The organism is Acidiferrobacter sp. SPIII_3, assembly GCF_003184265.1.
Lineage (GTDB): Bacteria > Pseudomonadota > Gammaproteobacteria > Acidiferrobacterales > Acidiferrobacteraceae > Acidiferrobacter.
This window is the reverse complement of sequence record NZ_CP027663.1, coordinates 1,561,955-1,579,579: the sequence shown is the minus strand read 5'-3', so window position 1 is coordinate 1,579,579 and position 17,625 is coordinate 1,561,955. Positions and strand designations below refer to the sequence as shown.

Sequence of the window (17,625 nt, the reverse complement as noted above, 5' to 3'; positions counted from 1 at the left end):
ACTGTCTTGCCTCTTACACGTTAAATCCACGCCCCGCCGCACCAGGCCCCGCCCGATCACGGGCCGACGCTGCGCGGGGTCGCGTAGATCCCGGCGCGCATCATGTCTTCAAGGACCACGAGAAACGCCTCACCGGGGCGGCTGAGCGGCCCCTGATAGATCACCGACAGGGACTGCACGATACGCGGCACGACCGGCCGCGTGCAAAGATCCGGAGGCATGGCCGACAAGGCCGACACAAAGCCCACGCCGAGCCCGCAACGAACCGCCTCGCGTACCGCCGCGCCGGCGCTGAATTCATAGCGGATCTCGGGCTCCAGGCCGGCCTGGCGAAACGCCACCTCGACGCGATCGCGGGTGCCGGAACCGGGCTCCCGCCAGACCACCGACACACCCGCCAACTCGCTCAGCGCCACCGGCTCGTCCTCCGGCCGTTGGGCCAAAGGATGATCGGCGCTCAAAAGTATGCGGATATCGGTCTCGATCAGGGTCTTGCCCTTGAGTCCAGGGACCGATTCCGGCAGGACCGCGTCCTCCACGAATGCGAGGTCTGCAACATCGATACGTCGGCGCGCCTCTTCGGAATTCCCGGACTGCAACCGCACGGTGATCATCGGGTAGCGCTTCTGAAAGACCGCCATGGCGCGCAGCAGCAGAAATTCGGCATTGGTCTGGCTGGCTGCCAGCAACAGACTCCCCTGCATGAGACCTTGCACATCGGTCCGTAGCGCCTCGGCATCGGTGAGCGCCCCCTCGATCTGAGAGGCGATACGCAGCAAGCGCTTGCCCAAGGCGGTCGGGGTCACGCCCCGCCCATGGCGTCGATAAAGCGGTTCCCCCAGCCACTCCTGGAGCCGTCGCAGCTGATTGGAGACCGCAGGCTGCGTAAGACCCAGGGTATCGGCGGCGGCATTGATGCTCCCCATGCGCGCCACTACCGTCCAGGTCAAAAGCAGTTGAGGATCGGGCCTTGCCATGACGCACCATTCGGAAATGGCCATAAGGGCCATACGGGGACTGTACACTGCCGCCTGGCACGCGGCTATCTTGACAAGGCCGCCGGCATCGGCCCTCTCCCCTTCCCGCCTATCCGCGCTGCCCCATAAACCCCCCTCGCCCCGTCGAACACGGTGGCCAGGGCCGCGCATCGGCCGCCGCCACCGAGATCCGCTATTCGTTCTCTTCTGGCCTTTCCCGCCCAGCCGTTTTACGATAGCGCCCCGGCGGACCGCCAGGCCCGCCCAGGGGGGCCGCGGCCCGAATACGACAATGGATAGCGATCCGCACGGCAGGGCCGCGCACGACACGGGCGGCCGGGCCGAGGAGTGGCGTGGAACCGTTTTTACTAGGGCTTATCGTCGGCATCATCACATCCGCACCCATCGGACCAGTCGGCCTGCTCACCATTCAAAGGACCTTGGCGCATGGGCGCCTCGCCGGCATGTTAAGCGGCGCGGGGGCCGCCACCGCCGACGCATTCTATGCCGCGCTCGCGGGCTTGAGCTTGAGCGTGGTATCGAATTTTCTGGCCAGCGCACGCTTCTGGATTCATCTCGGGGCCGGTATCCTCTGCCTGTGGTTTGGCGGACGCGCGTTCTTCTTTCGGCCACGACGGCGGGCCCCGGCGCACCGCTATGGGGGACCCGGGGTGCTCTGGACGTTCGTATCATCGCTCCTGCTCACGCTTGCAAACCCCCTCACCATCCTGTTTTTCATCGTGGTATTCACGACGCTGCAGATGGACCACTCGAGCCTGCCGCGCCTGCTGTCATTGGTCGCCGGGATATTTTCCGGCTGTCTTTTGTGGTGGATCGCACTCAGTCTCGTGACTTCCCGTCTCCATACGCACCTCGAATCGCGCACCCTTATCCTCATAAACCGCGTATCGGCGATCTTCATTATCATCCTCGGAGTCGTCGCCCTGGGTAGCGCCGGCCACTCCGTGATAAGCCCCCGGATCCCGACACCCTGATCACGCCATCGACCAAGATTGCGCTACAAAACCGCCGCCTGGGGTGCGCGGACCCACGGGCGGCGGTGCCACCACCCGAAGGACAACGCTAAGGCTTTCCCGAAACGCCAAAATACGCCACAATCGCCCCGCAGGGAGACCGCTCGTCCCAGTGCGGGGTCTGTGACAGACCGGCCGACGAGGCAGGAACCATAGCGAAAAAAACCATGGATCGTCACCGCCAAGCACCGGTCGGCGCGCGCGTCCCGCGGGCGCCACGCGCGCTCCGCCACGCGCGCGCCGACCCGCATCCGCCCTTGCGGACCGCACTCCTCGCCGAACAGCTGCGCCTCTTTGGTCGCCGTTACGGCTGGCAGGTGCTGGCCAACCTCGTTGTGGCCACCACCTGCCTGCTGCTCTTCGCGCGCTCGGTGGGCCCCCTGGACAAGGCCCTTTGGTGGACCGGGCTTGCGATCAACGGCATCCTGCGATTTTTCCCCATCCGGCTTACGCGCGCCGACTGCGGACTGGACGTCACGGCGCGCCATCGACGGCTCGTGGCCCACCTGCTCGCCGACGGCCTTTTGTGGGCGCTCCTGATCCTGGCCGTACCTTATCCCCGCAACGGCATCAATCCCCCGTTTCTGGTGGCCATCGTGACCGGGCTCACCGCAGGCCCGGTCCCGTTTCTGAGCGTGCTGCCCGGCGGCTACGAGGCCTTCGCCATCGCCCCGGTGCTGGCGCTCGCATGGCGCGAATACGCCGGCCGCGGCGGCAGCGCCTTTGGTGTCTCCATGGCAGTTGCCGTGGTGGTCCTACAGACCTTCGCCACCAAGATCGCGCACTTGAACGGCGCCGCTGTCCGCGAGCGCATTCTGCGCGATTTTCGGCTGCAGGGCCTACTACGGCGATCGCGACGCCGCGAGGCCGCCGTACACACGCTGCTCGAGGCCTCCCCCGACCTCATTGGCCTGCTCGACGCCGAGGGCCGCTGGCAACTCGCCAACGGCGCCGCCCTGGAGGCCTTCGGGATGGCACGCGAAGATCTGATCCATGTCGAGCGGCAACGTCTCCTGGAACAGCTCCCCGATACCCCGACCCGCGAGAGCCTGGGTGATTTCATGCGCGCCTCCGAGGGTACGGTGCGCGAGGAGATCCTGTTGCGCCGCGCGCATACCACGCCGCGGGTCCTGGATTTATTACGCTGCTCGCTGCCCGACGCCGTCGGCGGAGGCTCGCTTTTGATCGCCCGCGACGTCACCACTCAGAAACGCGAGGCACTGGCCCGCCAACTGCGCGATCGCCTTACCGATGCCTCGCTGCGCGGCGAGAGCCCCGACACGTCCCTGGGTGCGGTCCTAGACAGCATCGCCGAGCACCTCGATCTTCTCTGGATCGCGATGGCGCGCATCGACAAGGTCGGGACGCCGCTCAGCGTGGCCCAAGGGGGGCGCCTGCATCTCGAGGCGCAAAGCGCGCTCACACTCGCGCTCTCGCCTGCAGACCCCCCCTACCGCATCGTCTACCCGCTTGCCCACAACGGTATCCACTACGGCGCCATAGCCTACCGTCCGCTGGTTCCCGAGGCCCTGTCGAACGAGGCCCGTGAATGGCTGGCGCGGCTTTCCTGGGATGTGGGGTCGGCCTGTGAACTCGATGCCGCCCAAACCCGGCTGCGTACGCTCGCCCACTACGACGAACTCACGGGTCTCCCCAACCGTGCCTTTTTTCTGCGCCTGCTGACCGAGACCATGGAACGGGGCGCGCACGTCGAGGCCCTGCAAGCCGTGCTGTTTCTAGACCTCGACCGGTTCAAGGATATCAACGACCTGCTCGGCCATGCCGCCGGAGACCGGTTACTGCTGGAGGTCACCGCACGCCTGCGCCAGGCCGCGCGCGCGGGCGATGTCGTGGCGCGCTTGAGCGGAGACGAGTTTGCGGTCATCCTGCGCGACGCCGCGCGCATGTCCGACATCGAAACCGTGATCACGCGACTGCTCACGGCGATGCGTACCCCGGTACGCATCGGCACAGACCAGGTCTCCACCCAGGCCAGTATCGGCCTTACGATCTATCCGTTTGATGACAGCGACCCCCAGACGCTGTTGCGCCACGCCGACCTTGCCATGTACGAGGCCAAGCGCCAGGGGCGCAATCGCTGGTCGCTATTCGAGCACTCCCTGGATCGCGCCACGCGCGATCGCCAGTCCCTTCAAAAACGCCTGCGCAAGGCCCTCGCGGAAGACCGTTTCGCGCTTCATTACCAGCCGCAAGTCGAACTCGCCACCGGACGGGTCGCCGGGGTGGAGGCCCTGCTGCGCTGGCGCGATCCCGAGGAACAGCCGCAATCCCCGGAGGTATTCGTACCGATCGCCGAGGAATCGGGCCTCATCATACCGCTCGGCGAGTGGGTGCTTCAGGAGGCGTGCCGTCAGCAGAGGCGCTGGATGGATCAGGGCCTTACGCTGCAGATCGCCGTCAACCTGTCACCCAGCCAATTCCAGGATCCCGAGATCCACCACCGCGTCTGCGAGGTGCTGCGCGCCAGCGGTACGGCAACCCACCACATCGCCCTGGAGATCACCGAACGCGCGGCCTTCGCCGATCCCGAACGCGCCCGCCGCACGCTGGACGCCTGGTGTCAACGGGGGCTGCAGTTTGCCATCGATGATTTCGGGACGGGGCAGGCCTCGCTCAGCTATCTGACCGACCTGCCCAGTGCGCTCATCAAGATCGATCGCGGCTTCATTGCCCCGCTTCCTGAAGACCCGCAGCACCGCGCCATCGTCGAAGGCGTCATCCACATGGCGCACCAGTTGGGACGGCCGGTGCTCGCCGAGGGCGTGGAGACCATGGCCCAGTGGGAGTGGCTGAAGGCCCAGGGCTGTGACCTCGCGCAAGGCTATGCGATTGCCCGCCCCATGTCCGCCGAGGCCGTACCCGACTGGGTCGCTGCGTGGCTGCAGGGCCGCTCGCTAAGCCACGAACAGGGGATCTTCGTGGCCTTCCGGCGCGCCGCCGCCTTCATCTGACCACAGATTGCCCGAAAACCGGCGACAAAGCGCGGCCACCCCGCTATCCTTGCCGGTGTCCATGACTGCCACCGGCCCTGCCCCAAAACGCTCGAACGACTCCCTAAAGCGCGCGCGATTGCGCGCCGCACGCCTGTCGGCCCTTGCCCTGCTGACAGGCGCCGGGGTCCTCTACACGGCGGCGCGCTATTTTCAGCCGGCACACCCCTGGCTTGGCTTCGTGGCGGCGTTCAGCGAGGCCGCCATGATCGGCGCCCTGGCCGACTGGTTCGCGGTGGTGGCGCTGTTCCGCCATCCCTTTGGCCTGCCCCTGCCGCATACCGCCATCATCGCCGCCAACAAGGGACGCATCGCCGACAGCCTCGGGGAGTTCATCCAGTCGCGGTTCCTGTCCACCGACAAGATACTGGAGGGCATCCGCACATTCGGACCCGGCCGGCGCATCGCCAAATGGTGCCTGCGCGCGGAAAACATCGAGCGCATCCAGACCTACCTCGGCCAGATCGCGCGCCGCCTCCTCACCACGGTCGATCCCCGGCAGGCGCGCGCCTTTCTGGCCGACGCCCTGGCCTCCAGCTTCGAGACCTTGGATACCGGCCTGCTCGCCGGGCGCATCCTGGATACGCTCGCCGAAGACCGCCGCCATCAATGGTTGCTTGACGAAGCCCTTACCCAGCTCTATCAATTCCTGCAGCACGATGACGTGCGTCAGGAACTCGTCTACGCCATAGCGCGCCAGATGGATTTCGTGCCCTCGACTTTGAATCTCGACGAGCGCGTGGGTCGCGCCATACTCCAGCGACTCTACGACGCCCTGCAGACCGTCTTGCAGGCGGTCCGCGAGGATCATGATCATGTGTTGCGCCGGCGCTTCGACGAGGCCGTGACCGACATCAGCAACAAGCTGAAGAACGACGCGCTTTTTCGCGCACGCATCCGGGCCATGCAAACCGAACTCGTCCACAATCCCGAAATGGAGATCGCGTTCACGGCCCTTTGGGATGGGCTCCAGGGGTGGCTCCTGGCGCAACTCGAAGAACGGCCCGAACAGCCGGGGTCGACGCGTACACTCGCGGTCGTGGTCCGCGAACTGGTGGCCTCGTTCGCCGATCGTCCGTCGCTCCATGCCTGGATAGAGACCCAGATCGCATCCTATGCCCCGCCGCTGATCGAGCGCTACCGGCGCACCCTGGGGCTTTTCATAGCCGCCCAGGTCAAGGCCTGGGATGATGCCTTCCTGATCGACCAGATAGAACTCAACATCGGTCGTGATCTGCAATTCATCCGCATCAACGGCACCCTGGTCGGGGGTATCGTGGGCCTTATCCTCTACACGCTCACCCGTCTTGTCGGCTGATCACCCCGTCGCCACCGACAAGACACAGGCCGCGCGGGCCGGCTCGCGCCCGCTTTCGCGCCCGCACTTGGGACATGGCGCGCGCCGCGCTATCATAGTCGGTGAACGGGCAATGGCGGTTTTTTTGGCGACGGGGGAACAACCGGCTTCGAGCACACTCAAAGCCGTGAGCAAGCGCGTGTTTCCGGTAGCATGGGCATTCGCAGACCCAGGACCGAAGGCCCGTGAGTCCCGATGACTCATTCGCCGTGCCGGCCATACGCAGCCTTATACGATTTTATCGACGAGGAGATCGACATGGGTCATTTGAAAGACCGACCGCACCGGCGGCGGTGGGGAACGGCCGTGCTGGCGGCGGGACTTGTGGGGGGTACTGCCTGGCAGGCGGCCGCCGCGCAGCCGATGGTCGGACTTCCCGACTTCACGCCGATCATCCAGCACTACGGGGCGGCGGTGGTGAATATCAGCAGCACCAGCACAAAGACCGTCCATGGCGCGATGCCGACCAATCCGGTGCCGCCGAATTCGCCGTTCTACCCGTTCTTCCGCCGATTCTTCTCGGGCCCCAGCACCGCACCCTCGCAGAAGGAAAAGGTGGAGTCGCTGGGCTCGGGCTTCATCATCAGCCACTCGGGTTATATCGTGACCGCCGCCCATGTCGTGCGCGGGGCGAGCCACATCGTCGTCGGGCTGTCCAATCACCATGTCTACAAGGCCAAGATCGTGGGCCTGTCGGTGCGTTACGACACCGCCCTGTTGAAGATCAAGGGTCATGACCTGCCCACCGTACCGCTCGGCAACTCCAGTCAGCTGCAAGTCGGCCAGTGGCTGCTCGCCGTGGGCGCACCCTTTGGCTTTTACAACACCGTGACGCAGGGCGTCGTGAGCGCCATCAATCGTCCGCTTTCCGACGACGAGTACATCCCCTTCATCCAAAGCGACGTACCGATCAATCCGGGCAACTCCGGCGGTCCGTTGTTCAACATGGAAGGGCAGGTGGTTGGCATCAATGACCAGATCTATACCAGCAACGGCGGCTACATGGGGCTGTCATTCTCGATCCCGATCAATACCGCCATGCGCGCCGTTCACGCCTTCGAGCACCACAAGGCGATCCGTTTCGGCTGGCTCGGCGTCGATGTCCAGGGCGTGAGCAGCGAGATGGCGCGCGCCATGCGCCTGAAGGAGCCGGTCGGCGCGCTGATTGCAAGCCTCGCGCACGACGGCCCGGCCGCCAAGGCCGGCCTTAAGCCTGGCGATGTGATCATGACCTATGACGACAAACCGGTGTACAGCGTGGGTCAACTCCCGCCGCTCGTGGGCAACACGAGCCCGGGCAAACGCGTACCGGTGGGCATCATGCGCAACGGTCATCCGCTCACCATAGACGTCCGGGTGGGCACGCTCCCGAAGAACCTGCGTCATCCGGGCAGCCACAACATCACGCTCTCGCGCATGCACATGGAAGTGGGCCCGCTCACCCATGAGGCACTGAGCGACATGGATATCCACCATGGCGTGGTGGTCTTGACCGTCGAGCCGGGTCCGGCGGAAAGCGCCGGCATCGCGCCGGGAATGGTGATTCAGGAACTAAACGGCGTGGCCATCACCTCGCCAAGCCAGATCGCGCACCTGGTGACAAACCTGCCCGCACACACACCGATCCCGGTGCTCGTGCGTCGTGGCAAGGAAAGCGCCTATGTGGTCGTGACCCTGCCCTAAGACCAAAGAACCGGGCGCCCCCGCGAGGAGGCGCCCGGCCATCTCCCTGCATGCGATGGCCCGAACGGGCATCCACGCCCCGCATATCCTCAGAGTAAGACGCGCTCTATGCCGCCGGCCTTCGCGGCGTCGGCGAAACGCTGTTGCCAGCCCGCGCCCAGACGTTTGTTGGCGATCTCGACTACGATGTAATCGGCATCGAGACCGGTATCCTCGCGGTATCGGCTGAGGCCTTGAAGGCAGGCCGGACACGACGTCAGTATCTTCACGTCCCCGGCGGCGGCATCGGCCTCCCCGGCACTCACGGCCTGCAAGCCCTTCCTCAATTCCTCTTCCTTGCGAAAGCGCACCTGCGTCGCGATATCCGGCCGCGAGACCGCGAACGTACCAGCCTCCCCGCAGCAGCGATCCGAAAGCGTCACCGGACTCCCGACGAGCGCGCTTGCCACCGCCACCGGGTTATGGGTCTTCATCGGCGTATGGCACGGGTCGTGATACAGATATCGCACCCCTGACACCCCATCGAGCGACACCGATTTCTCCATCAGGTATTCGTGGATATCGAGCAGCCGGCAGCCCGGGAAGATCTGCTCGAACTCGTATTTCAGGAGCTGGTCCATGCATGTCCCGCACGAGACGATGACCGTCTTTATGTCGAGATAGTTGAGGGTGTTGGCCACGCGATGAAACAGTACGCGGTTATCGGTCGTGATCTGCCGACCCCTGGCATCATCCCCCGCCGCCGTCTGCGGATAGCCGCAACAGAGATAGCCCGGCGGCAGCACCACCTGCGCCCCCACATCGTAGAGCATGGCAAGCGTCGCCAAGCCCACTTGACTGAAAAGCCGCTCCGAGCCACAGCCCGGGAAGTAGAAGACCGCGTCTGAATCCTCGGTCACCTTGGCGGGATCGCGCAGGATCGGCACGGTCTTGGCGTCCTCGATGGCAAGCAGCGCGCGCATGGTCTGGCGCGGGACGTCGCGCGGCAGGGGCTTTTTCAGGAAATGAATCACCTGCGACGAGACCGGCGTCTTGCCGGTGGTGGCCCGCGGGCGCGTCGGCCGGCCGATTGCGCTCAACTTCACCGCCACCTCGTGGCCGAGGCGCTGGGCCTTGAAGCCCCATTCGATCATGCCCTTGCGCAGCGCGCGAATGGTGCCAGGGTCGGTGACATTCAAAAACGCCATGGACGCACGCGTACCGATGGCCATGCGCTTTTGGCCGCGCGTGCGCAGGATCTCCCGCATGCGGATCGATACATCGCCGAAATCGATGTCGACCGGACAGGGGTTCAGGCACTTATGGCACACCGTGCAATGATCCGCGATATCGTTCATGCCATCGAAATGATGGATCGAGATCCCGCGCCGGGTCTGTTCCTCGTAGAGGAAGGCCTCGATGATAAGGCCGGTCCCGAGAATCTTGTTGCGTGGCGAGTAGAGCAGATTGGCGCGCGGCACGTGCGTCGTGCATACCGGTTTGCACTTGCCGCAACGCAGACAGTTGCGTATCGCGTCATTCAAGGCCCCGAGCTCACTGCGCTCGAGAATCAGCGCCTCCTGGGACACAAGGCGCAGCGACGGTGTATAGGCCCGCTCCAGGCCGGAACCGGGCATGAGCTTGCCGCGGTTGAAATGTCCATTGGGATCCACGCGCTGCTTGTAGGCGGCGAATGCCGCGATCGCCTCCGGCTCCAGATAGCGGATCTTCGTGATGCCGATACCATGCTCGCCCGATATCACGCCCCCGAGATCGACCGCCAGATGCATGACGCGCTCGACGATGCGATCGGCCTCGCGCATCATCTCGTAATCGTTGGAGTTCACCGGAATGTTGGTGTGCACATTGCCGTCCCCGGCATGCATATGCAGCGCCACGAAAAGTCTCTTGGCCAGCACCTCGGCATGAATCGCCTGGAGGCGATGGCGCACCACCGCGAGTTCCTGACCACCGAAGATGTCCTCGAGAATGCGCCCCACCTCGCGCCGATAAGAGATGCGCACATCGCGCCGCAGCAATAACGCGATCAGCCTCTCGCCGGGCCGCACCCGTCCGGCTTCGTCCAAGCCGAGCAGATCGGCGCACGCATCGGCCGGCCGATCGAGCCCCGCGAGGATTCCGGCCCAGCGGCGCGCGACGGCGCGCAGGTGCGTCACCGCGGCCTCGGTCTTGGCCGTCAAGATGGCGGTATTTTCCACGCTCGTCTCATAGTCCGAGGCCAATGCCCGCGCCGGTCCACCCTCGGTCAGATAGGCGACGACCGCCTCCACCGCCGTGATCTTGTTGGCCAGCGACTGTTCGATGTTGATGCGCTCGACCCCTTCACTGTAATCGGCGAGGCGCTCGATGGGGATCACCACGTCCTCGTTGATCTTGAAGGCGTTGGTGTGGGCGGCGATGGCGGCGGTCTTGGCGCGGTCCGCCCAGAAGCGCCGTCTGGCCTCGGCGGTCACCGCCACATGACCCTCGCCGCCGCGGCTGTTGGCGATGCGCACGATCGCCGCCGCCGCCTCGCCCACGCGCCGATCGTCGTCGCCTGCGATATCGCACAAAAGGACCATCTTCGGGCGGTCGCGGCGCGGCGCCTTGGTGCTGTAGCGCACCGCGCGCAGATAGCGCTCATCCAGGTGTTCAAGTCCCGCGAGCATCACCCCTGATACGGTCCCCGGATAGGCCTTGATCGCGGTGATCGCCGACACCGCCTCGCGCAGGTCGGATCCGAAGAACTCAAGACACACAGTCCGCAGGTGCCGCGGCTTTTCATGCAAGATGAACACCGCCGAGGTGATGATGCCGTCGCAGCCCTCCTTCTGGATCCCCGGCAGGCCGGAGAGGAACTTGTCGGTCACGTCCTTCCCGAGGCCTTCCTTGCGCAACGAGCGTCCCGGGATGCGCAACACCTCGGACGGCCCGCTCGCGGTGCGTCCGTCAGCGCGCGTACGGCTCACGCGGAACACCACCTCGTCCTGCTCATGGATCTTGCCGAGGTTATGATGCTCGCGCTCCACGGTCAGCCATTCGCCTTGCGCGGTCACCATCCGCCAGGAGGCGAGATTATCGAGCGTCGTGCCCCACAAAACGGCCTTCTTGCCACCGGCATTCATGGCTACGTTGCCGCCTATGGTGGCGGCGTCCTGCGAGGTCGGATCGACCGCAAACGACAGCCCCGCGGCCTCCGCGGCCTCCGTGACCCGCAGGGTGACGGTACCGGCGCCGGCATGTATCGTCGGCACGCGCCCGTCGACGCCCGGCAGATCCCGCCAGACGACCTCCCCGATGTCATCGAGTTTCTCGGTGTTGATAATCGCGGTGTCCGCAAATAGCGGCACCGCACCCCCCGTGTAGCCGGTCCCACCCCCCCGCGGGATGATGGTTAACCCAAGCTCTATGCATCCCTGCACCACCCCCACGACCTCCTCTTCGGTATCCGGGGTAATCACCACGAAGGGCAGCTCCACCCGCCAGTCGGTGGCATCGGTCACATGCGCGGCGCGCGCGTAACCGCTGAAGTCGATATTGTCGCGGTGGGTGACACGCGACAACACCCGCAGGGCCTGCTTGCGCTTTGCGCGCTCTTGCGGAAAGCCCTCCTCGAAGGCATGGACCGCGGCGCGCGCCGCCGATGCCAGCGCCAGCGCCTCGGCGTTCCCCTGGGCGCGCGCCACGATCTGATCGAGGCGGTGATGCAGCGCGGACACCAGTGATCCCAGGCGCGGCTCGTGGCGCAAGAGGTCGTCCTGGATGAAGGGATTGCGGCTCACCACCCACATATCCCCCAGGACCTCGAACAACATGCGTGCGGAGCGCCCCGTCACGCGCGCCGCGCGCAGCGCATTCAGGGTCTCCCACATCCGCGGCCCGAGGAATCGCAGGACGATCTCGCGGTCGGAAAACGAGGTGTAGTTGTACGGGATCTCCCGGATCCGGGCAGTGGACGATGGGCTCATCGGGTGCTTAACTAGGGGCGTGGTCGCGTCATCACGATACGGTAGTCTAGCACGAACCGGGCGCGCATCGCCGGGTGGGCGCATCAGCCGGTGGTCTTGTGCCCCGCCGCATACAGGAAGTGCCGTTCACGCAAGACGGCCATGACATGCCGGACCCCGCCGGCCACATCCTCGATCTCGGTACGCACGCGAATGTCGGGGGCAAGCGGCTTTTCATACGGGTCATCGACACCCGTGAACAGCTCCATGTCGCCGTCCAGGGCGCGCGCGTAATGGCCCTTGGGGTCGCGCGCGACGCACGCGGTGAACGGCGTATCCATGTGGATCTCGAGAAACACGCCGCCGGCCTCTTCGACCAGCGTGCACGCCCGGGCCCGGGCATCGCGGTACGGCGAGACCGCCGCCACCACGGCGATACCCCCGTGGCGCACGATAAGGCTCGCGGCGTAGCCGATGCGGCATACGTTGTCGTAACGGTCTTTGCGCGTAAACCCCGCGCCCTGCGAGAGGAACTGACGCACGATATCGCCATCGAGTATCGTCACGATACGCCGGTCGCAGGCATCGAGCTCCCCGGCCACGGCGCGGCTCAGCGTGCTCTTGCCGCTCCCCGGCAGACCCGTAAACCACAGCGCCAGCCCGCCCCCCACACCCTCGACGTCCGCCGCCTGTCCCGCTCGCGATCGCCCCTTCACCACCCTTGACCCTCCCCCTGAGTTGACGTTCACAGCCCTGTCCATCGCCCCCAACGGGCGGCGGCATCGACGCGTCAGACAATACCACAGCGCGCGTGGGAACGCGGCCCTCCCCCCTATGGACCTTCCGGGGGCGCGCGCCGCCTGCCACACTCCGCGACCTGTGGGGGCCGCGTCCTCCCGGCCGTGGCCGCCGCCGGCCGGCCCCGAGATCCCGGACCCTATGAAGGAGGTGCCTATGACCTACCGGCGACTGACAGGGCTTTTGGTGCTAGCCCTCACGATCCCATCCCTGGCGAATGCCGCCTCGACCACGCTTGTCAGGACGCTGGGGCATCTCCTCTTGGGCAAGGGCCTCTCGCCCACGCAGGCCCGCGCCACGGCCCATAGCGCCGCCCACCATTACCATGGCGCCACCCTGCAGCCCATACTGGCGCGCATCAAGGGCATCCCGCGTCTGCCGGCCCGGTATTATGCCAACGGCGCCCTTAAGGCCCCGGTGGCAGGGGGCCTTAGCTAGGTGCTGACGAGCGCCTTTCGCCACCGTGCAAGTCCCCGCCGGGTAGGTACCGCCGCCCACGCCTATACACATGCCGTCGCCTCAGGCGCCCCGCCCCAGACCACCAGTCAACTGCTCGTCTCGGCCTTGAAACGCGGCGTCAGCGCCGCCGGCCTGAAGACGCTCGTGGCCAACTATCTACGCAAATACAAGGCCGGCGCATTACATAAGGCCCAAGGGGCCTTGTCGCGCTACGGGCTGTAACCCCAGGGCCCTGGGCCGCTCCCCCTGTCCCGCGCCCCGGCCCGGCCCGCCTGCCCCACAATAGGGCAGGCGCGAGCGCGACGCCGCGGCCGGGCCCGTCCGATAGTGTCCTAAAAGGGGGCACAGCGGCACCTGGCGCCCCCACGGGCATCCAGGCACCGTTCTTGCTAGGCGTCGCTCATCCGACCCAAACAGGAACACTGATGATGACTGGGCCTTGCACAGGCTGGACCGTTGACGAGTGGCGACAGGGCTACCGGAGCGGGAGCGTCACACCCATGACCTTGAGCGCACACCTCGCGCACATCCCCACGCACGACCCGGCGTGGATCACGATCTGCGATAGCACGGGTCTCGCCGCCCAATTCGCCGCGCTTGAGGAACGACTCGCCCTGGCCGGTCCGGCCTCCCTGCCGTTATATGGGGTACCTTTTGCGGTCAAGGACAACATCGACGTTGCCGGCTGGCCGACAACCGCCGCCTGCCCCGAATTCCGCTATATCGCGCAGACGACCGCGCCGGTGGTGACGCGCCTGCAGGCCGCCGGCGCCATTCTGGTCGGAAAGACCAACATGGATCAGTTCGCCACCGGGTTGAGCGGTACCCGCTCACCCTACGGGGTGGTACCGAACGCCCTGAATCCCGCCTATATCTCCGGCGGATCCAGCTCGGGATCGGCCTCCGTCGTCGCCCGCGGCCTTGTGCCCTTCGCGCTCGGTACCGACACCGCCGGCTCCGGACGCGTCCCGGCGGCCTACAACCACATCGTGGGGCTAAAGCCCACCCGCGGATGGTGGTCCACGCGTGGCGTCGTGCCGGCCTGCCGCACGCTCGACTGCGTCTCGGTCTTTGCCCTCACCGTGGCCGATGCCGCGCGCATTGCGGCGATCGTAGCCGGCCCCGATCCCGAAGACCCATACTCCCGCGAAGACCCGCAACGGGCCGCACCCCGCCCGAGCGACCCCATGAGACTCGCGATCCCCGATACCCTTGAGTTTTTCGGGGACCATCAGGCCGCGCGCGCATTTGCGGTCACCGTCGAGGCCTTAAAGGGTCTCGGCGCGCGCATCGAGACCATCGATTTCGCGCCGTTTCGTGCGCTCGCCGACCTCCTCTACCAGGGGCCATGGGTGGCCGAGCGCATCACACCCCTGACCTCGTTTCTCGAACGCCAGCCGGCGGCACTTCATCCGGCGGTGCGCGCGGCACTGGCCGGCGCCATGAACTTCTCGGCCCGCGACGCCTTCCACGGCGAACATGAGCGTGCGCGCCTGAGCGCCCTCATCGCCCAAACCCTGCGCGGATTCGATGCCCTGCTCGTCCCGACCGCGCCCACGATCGACACCATCGCCGACATGACCCGCGATCCCGTGGATCGCAACACACGGCTTGGGTTCTATACGAACTTCGTAAACCTCGCCGATCTGTGCGCGCTCGCAGTCCCCGGGGCGTTCCGCGAGGATGGTCTGGCAAGCGGGGTGACCTTCATCGCCCCGGCGTGGCACGACCAGGCGCTTGCAACCCTCGGGCAGATCCTGGAACGTCACCTCGATGCGCCGCTCGGTGCGACCGGCCGGCGATCCCCCTCTCGCACCCCCCCGGTCCTGCCCACCCTGTGCCCGAGCGTCTCCTTGGCCGTGGTCGGTGCCCATATGCGCGGCCTGCCGCTCAATGGGGCATTGACCTCGCGCCAAGCGGTATTCCGCGAACGCACGCGCACCGCGCCCTGCTATCGGCTTTATGCCCTCCCCGGCACGCCGCCCCGACCGGGCCTGGTGCGCGCGGCACACGGGGCCGCGATCGAGGTCGAAATCTGGGACATCCCGCTCGGCTCCTTCGGGGCCATAGTCGCCGAGGTGCCGGCGCCCCTCGCCATAGGAACCGTGGTGCTCGCCGATGAGCGCTCGGTCAAGGGCTTCATCGCGGAGGCGGTCGCGGTACAGGGCCTTAGCGATATCACCGCATGGGGCGGCTGGCGCGCCTATCTCCGGGACCCGGAGGCAGCCCGTTGACGGTCTCCCGGTACCCGCGGCCGATCGCCGGCGCCCACGATGTCCTGCGGCCGGCCCACGTCCCGCGCCCGCCTCGACCCCAGCCCGTCCATCGGCCACCCGCCACACGCATCCTCGGCCGCTCCGTGCCCCCCAGGCCCGTACCCTCCGGTCTGGGGGCATCCGGCTCAAAACACGATCTGCCCGCCCACACCCCCGCCAAGACCCGCGCTGCCGCGGCTCAACCCCTTGTCGAAATACACCTGCACGCCACTGCCGGCGGCTGTGACGTTGTAGTTCCAGGCGAGTATCGCATCCGCGGGGCCGGCATAGCCGGCCTGTTCCGACTGCGCACCCGCATACATGGCCGTCACGACATTGCGCGCGGTCGTGGCAATACTGACACCGGCATTGTAGGTGGCGATATTCCGCAGGCCCTGCCCCGGAGGACTGCCGACGAAGCGGTAGCCGATATGTGCGAACGGAAACACGTTGGTGCCGATCGTGGTATCGAGCCCGACCCCCAGTTCATAATCGTTGCGCCCGGTACCGAGCCCCTGGCGCACCGAGGCCGTCCCGAACTTGATCTTGAGATAGGGGACCACGGCGGGCCTTAGGCCGCGCTCGGGCAGCACGGTGACATGGGTCGCGAGCCAGATATCTCCAAGACCGCTGGCGCTCGTCGTGCGGCGGCTTTGGGTGCGCGCCGCCAGGGTAGTGTTCGTGAGCTTGGCACCCACCGGCAGATTGGCGACGGAGATATAGGGGACCGTGAGTTTCACGCGCACGCCCGAGGCCCGATATTGCAGGTAGGTCGGGTCGTAAAAGATCCCGATGGTGTGACGCGTCCCGTAGCGGCCCTGGTAATCGGAGGGCATGTTGCCAAGCGTCCAGGGATGGGCCGCCCATGCCGACTGACACACGAGCACGGCCGCCAACAGCCCTCCCCTCCCTAACCGCATCACCCCTCCTGTGGTTCGTGCCTGGCCGCCCGGTGGACGCCCGGTGGGCCCGACAGTATAACCGCGACAAGGCCCAGCAGCGACCCGCCCTAAGCACACCGGCGTTGGCGCGGCACGCCCGACCGCCTGCCCCCCGGGGGGCGCTGCCCGCTCACCCGCGCTCAAGCGCCGGGGGCACTGAGCCGGATACGATCGAGAAGCGACACGAATCCCCGATCCCGGCCGGCGATCGCATCGGCCAGGGTGTAGGCATCGAGTTCGCGCAGGAACTGCGCCTGGGCGGCCGCCAGCATGCCCTTCAAATGACAGATCGGCGTCAGGCGACAGCTGTTGGCCTGCGCATCAAAACATTCGACGATGTCGAAGTGCGCCTCGGTCTTGCGTATCACCTCGCCGATGCCGATCTGCGCGGCGCTGCGCGCAAGCTTGAGACCTCCCCCCTTGCCGCGCGTGGTCGTCACAAAACCGAGCTGTCCCAACCGGTGCACGATCTTTACGAGATGATTGCGCGATATGCCGTAAAAGGCCGCAATTTCGCTGATCGTGGCCGCACCGTCACGCTCCTTCATGCTCAAATACATCAATATCCGCAAGGCGTAGTCACTGTAGCGGGTCAACTGCATGAGATCTCCTCAAAAGGCCCGGTCATGATGCGTGCGGCACGCGGGAGCGTCAAACCGCCGTCGAATGATATTTGACAATACCACGTCCCTTGTCTTAGTGTAGGGCCATACCCGCCGTGCGATTCGTGAGGCTCAAGGCCTCCGGCGGGTTGTCCCGATAAAGATGTATATTGTATACATCTTTGCATACGATAACCGAGGAGCGACATGAGTCAGGCATTGTTTCAGAGGATCGGTGGTGAACAGGCGGTCAACGTGGCGGTGGACATCTTCTACCGCAAGGTCCTGGCCGACGACCGCGTGAATGGATTCTTCGACGACGTGGACATGGACAGACAGGCCGCCAAGCAAAAGGCCTTCCTCACCATGGCCTTCGGCGGGCCCAACCATTACACAGGGGCGGATATGCGTCGCGGGCATGCCCATCTGGTGGCGCGCGGCCTGAACGACACGCACTTTGACATCATCGTGGACCATCTGTCGGCCACGCTGCGCGAGCTTAACGTGCCGCAAGACAGCATCGACGAGGTGGCGACGATCTGCGAGGGCACGCGCGCGGACATCCTCGGCCGCTAACCCTTC

13 protein-coding genes are annotated in these 17,625 nt (G+C 65.9%); 8 read left to right on the top strand and 5 right to left on the bottom strand.

What is annotated here, in order from left to right:
- Positions 1 to 56 precede the first annotated feature (56 nt).
- Positions 57 to 977: a LysR substrate-binding domain-containing protein gene (locus tag C4901_RS07890; RefSeq protein ID WP_110138570.1), complete on the bottom strand. Its 921-nt coding sequence runs from the start codon at positions 975 to 977 to the stop codon at positions 57 to 59.
- Between the two features lie 353 nt (positions 978 to 1,330).
- Here C4901_RS07890 and C4901_RS07885 point away from each other — a divergent pair, with 353 nt between their 5' ends.
- The 4 genes from C4901_RS07885 (at position 1,331) to C4901_RS07870 (ending at position 8,062) form a co-directional block, all read left to right on the top strand.
- Complete coding sequence (locus tag C4901_RS07885; RefSeq protein ID WP_168185630.1) at positions 1,331 to 1,972, top strand: LysE family translocator; 642 nt, start codon at positions 1,331 to 1,333, stop codon at positions 1,970 to 1,972.
- Positions 1,973 to 2,178: 206 nt separating this feature from the next.
- Positions 2,179 to 4,983 (top strand): bifunctional diguanylate cyclase/phosphodiesterase, encoded by a 2,805-nt coding sequence (locus tag C4901_RS07880; protein WP_110136861.1) that lies wholly within the window; start codon positions 2,179 to 2,181, stop codon positions 4,981 to 4,983.
- Between the two features lie 61 nt (positions 4,984 to 5,044).
- Positions 5,045 to 6,340: a DUF445 domain-containing protein gene (locus tag C4901_RS07875; RefSeq protein ID WP_110136860.1), complete on the top strand. Its 1,296-nt coding sequence runs from the start codon at positions 5,045 to 5,047 to the stop codon at positions 6,338 to 6,340.
- Positions 6,341 to 6,637: 297 nt separating this feature from the next.
- The gene (locus C4901_RS07870; protein WP_168185629.1) at positions 6,638 to 8,062 is read left to right on the top strand and encodes a Do family serine endopeptidase; all 1,425 of its coding nucleotides are present in this window, start codon (positions 6,638 to 6,640) and stop codon (positions 8,060 to 8,062) included.
- 89 nt (positions 8,063 to 8,151) lie between these two features.
- Here C4901_RS07870 and C4901_RS07865 read toward each other — a convergent pair whose 3' ends face one another.
- Positions 8,152 to 12,009, bottom strand: a complete 3,858-nt coding sequence (locus tag C4901_RS07865; RefSeq protein ID WP_110136858.1) for a DUF3683 domain-containing protein — start codon at positions 12,007 to 12,009, stop codon at positions 8,152 to 8,154.
- Positions 12,010 to 12,092: 83 nt separating this feature from the next.
- Positions 12,093 to 12,707, bottom strand: a complete 615-nt coding sequence (gene cysC, locus C4901_RS07860) for an adenylyl-sulfate kinase (protein ID WP_205736265.1) — start codon at positions 12,705 to 12,707, stop codon at positions 12,093 to 12,095.
- Between the two features lie 235 nt (positions 12,708 to 12,942).
- Between cysC and C4901_RS07855 the strand changes: the two genes are divergently transcribed.
- The 3 genes from C4901_RS07855 to atzF all read left to right on the top strand — a co-directional run bounded on the left by C4901_RS07855 (position 12,943) and on the right by atzF (position 15,479).
- Positions 12,943 to 13,224, top strand: a complete 282-nt coding sequence (locus tag C4901_RS07855; RefSeq protein ID WP_110136856.1) for a hypothetical protein — start codon at positions 12,943 to 12,945, stop codon at positions 13,222 to 13,224.
- The gene (locus tag C4901_RS07850; RefSeq protein ID WP_110136855.1) at positions 13,225 to 13,467 is read left to right on the top strand and encodes a hypothetical protein; all 243 of its coding nucleotides are present in this window, start codon (positions 13,225 to 13,227) and stop codon (positions 13,465 to 13,467) included.
- 278 nt (positions 13,468 to 13,745) lie between these two features.
- Complete coding sequence (gene atzF / locus C4901_RS07845; protein ID WP_240611848.1) at positions 13,746 to 15,479, top strand: allophanate hydrolase; 1,734 nt, start codon at positions 13,746 to 13,748, stop codon at positions 15,477 to 15,479.
- Positions 15,480 to 15,646: 167 nt separating this feature from the next.
- Here the strand turns inward: atzF and C4901_RS07840 are convergent, their stop codons facing one another.
- The gene (locus C4901_RS07840) at positions 15,647 to 16,420 is read right to left on the bottom strand and encodes a hypothetical protein (protein ID WP_110136854.1); all 774 of its coding nucleotides are present in this window, start codon (positions 16,418 to 16,420) and stop codon (positions 15,647 to 15,649) included.
- A 161-nt stretch (positions 16,421 to 16,581) separates the two neighbouring features.
- Complete coding sequence (locus C4901_RS07835; RefSeq protein WP_110136853.1) at positions 16,582 to 17,043, bottom strand: Rrf2 family transcriptional regulator; 462 nt, start codon at positions 17,041 to 17,043, stop codon at positions 16,582 to 16,584.
- Between the two features lie 207 nt (positions 17,044 to 17,250).
- On the opposite strand from C4901_RS07835, the gene C4901_RS07830 reads away from it, so the two are divergent.
- Positions 17,251 to 17,619, top strand: a complete 369-nt coding sequence (locus C4901_RS07830; RefSeq protein ID WP_110136852.1) for a group 1 truncated hemoglobin — start codon at positions 17,251 to 17,253, stop codon at positions 17,617 to 17,619.
- The last annotated feature ends 6 nt before the right edge of the window (positions 17,620 to 17,625 follow it).

Excerpts from the sequence above, each read along its gene's own strand:
- C4901_RS07890 (WP_110138570.1), bottom strand. The coding sequence starts at position 977 with ATGGCAAGGCCCGATCCTCAACTGCTTTTGACCTGGACGGTAGTGGCG.
- C4901_RS07880 (WP_110136861.1), top strand. The coding sequence starts at position 2,179 with ATGGATCGTCACCGCCAAGCACCGGTCGGCGCGCGCGTCCCGCGGGCG.
- C4901_RS07875 (WP_110136860.1), top strand. The coding sequence starts at position 5,045 with ATGACTGCCACCGGCCCTGCCCCAAAACGCTCGAACGACTCCCTAAAG.
- C4901_RS07870 (WP_168185629.1), top strand. The coding sequence starts at position 6,638 with ATGGGTCATTTGAAAGACCGACCGCACCGGCGGCGGTGGGGAACGGCC.
- C4901_RS07865 (WP_110136858.1), bottom strand. The coding sequence starts at position 12,009 with ATGAGCCCATCGTCCACTGCCCGGATCCGGGAGATCCCGTACAACTAC.
- C4901_RS07855 (WP_110136856.1), top strand. The coding sequence starts at position 12,943 with ATGACCTACCGGCGACTGACAGGGCTTTTGGTGCTAGCCCTCACGATC.
- atzF (WP_240611848.1), top strand. The coding sequence starts at position 13,746 with ATGACCTTGAGCGCACACCTCGCGCACATCCCCACGCACGACCCGGCG.
- C4901_RS07840 (WP_110136854.1), bottom strand. The coding sequence starts at position 16,420 with ATGCGGTTAGGGAGGGGAGGGCTGTTGGCGGCCGTGCTCGTGTGTCAG.
- C4901_RS07835 (WP_110136853.1), bottom strand. The coding sequence starts at position 17,043 with ATGCAGTTGACCCGCTACAGTGACTACGCCTTGCGGATATTGATGTAT.
- C4901_RS07830 (WP_110136852.1), top strand. The coding sequence starts at position 17,251 with ATGAGTCAGGCATTGTTTCAGAGGATCGGTGGTGAACAGGCGGTCAAC.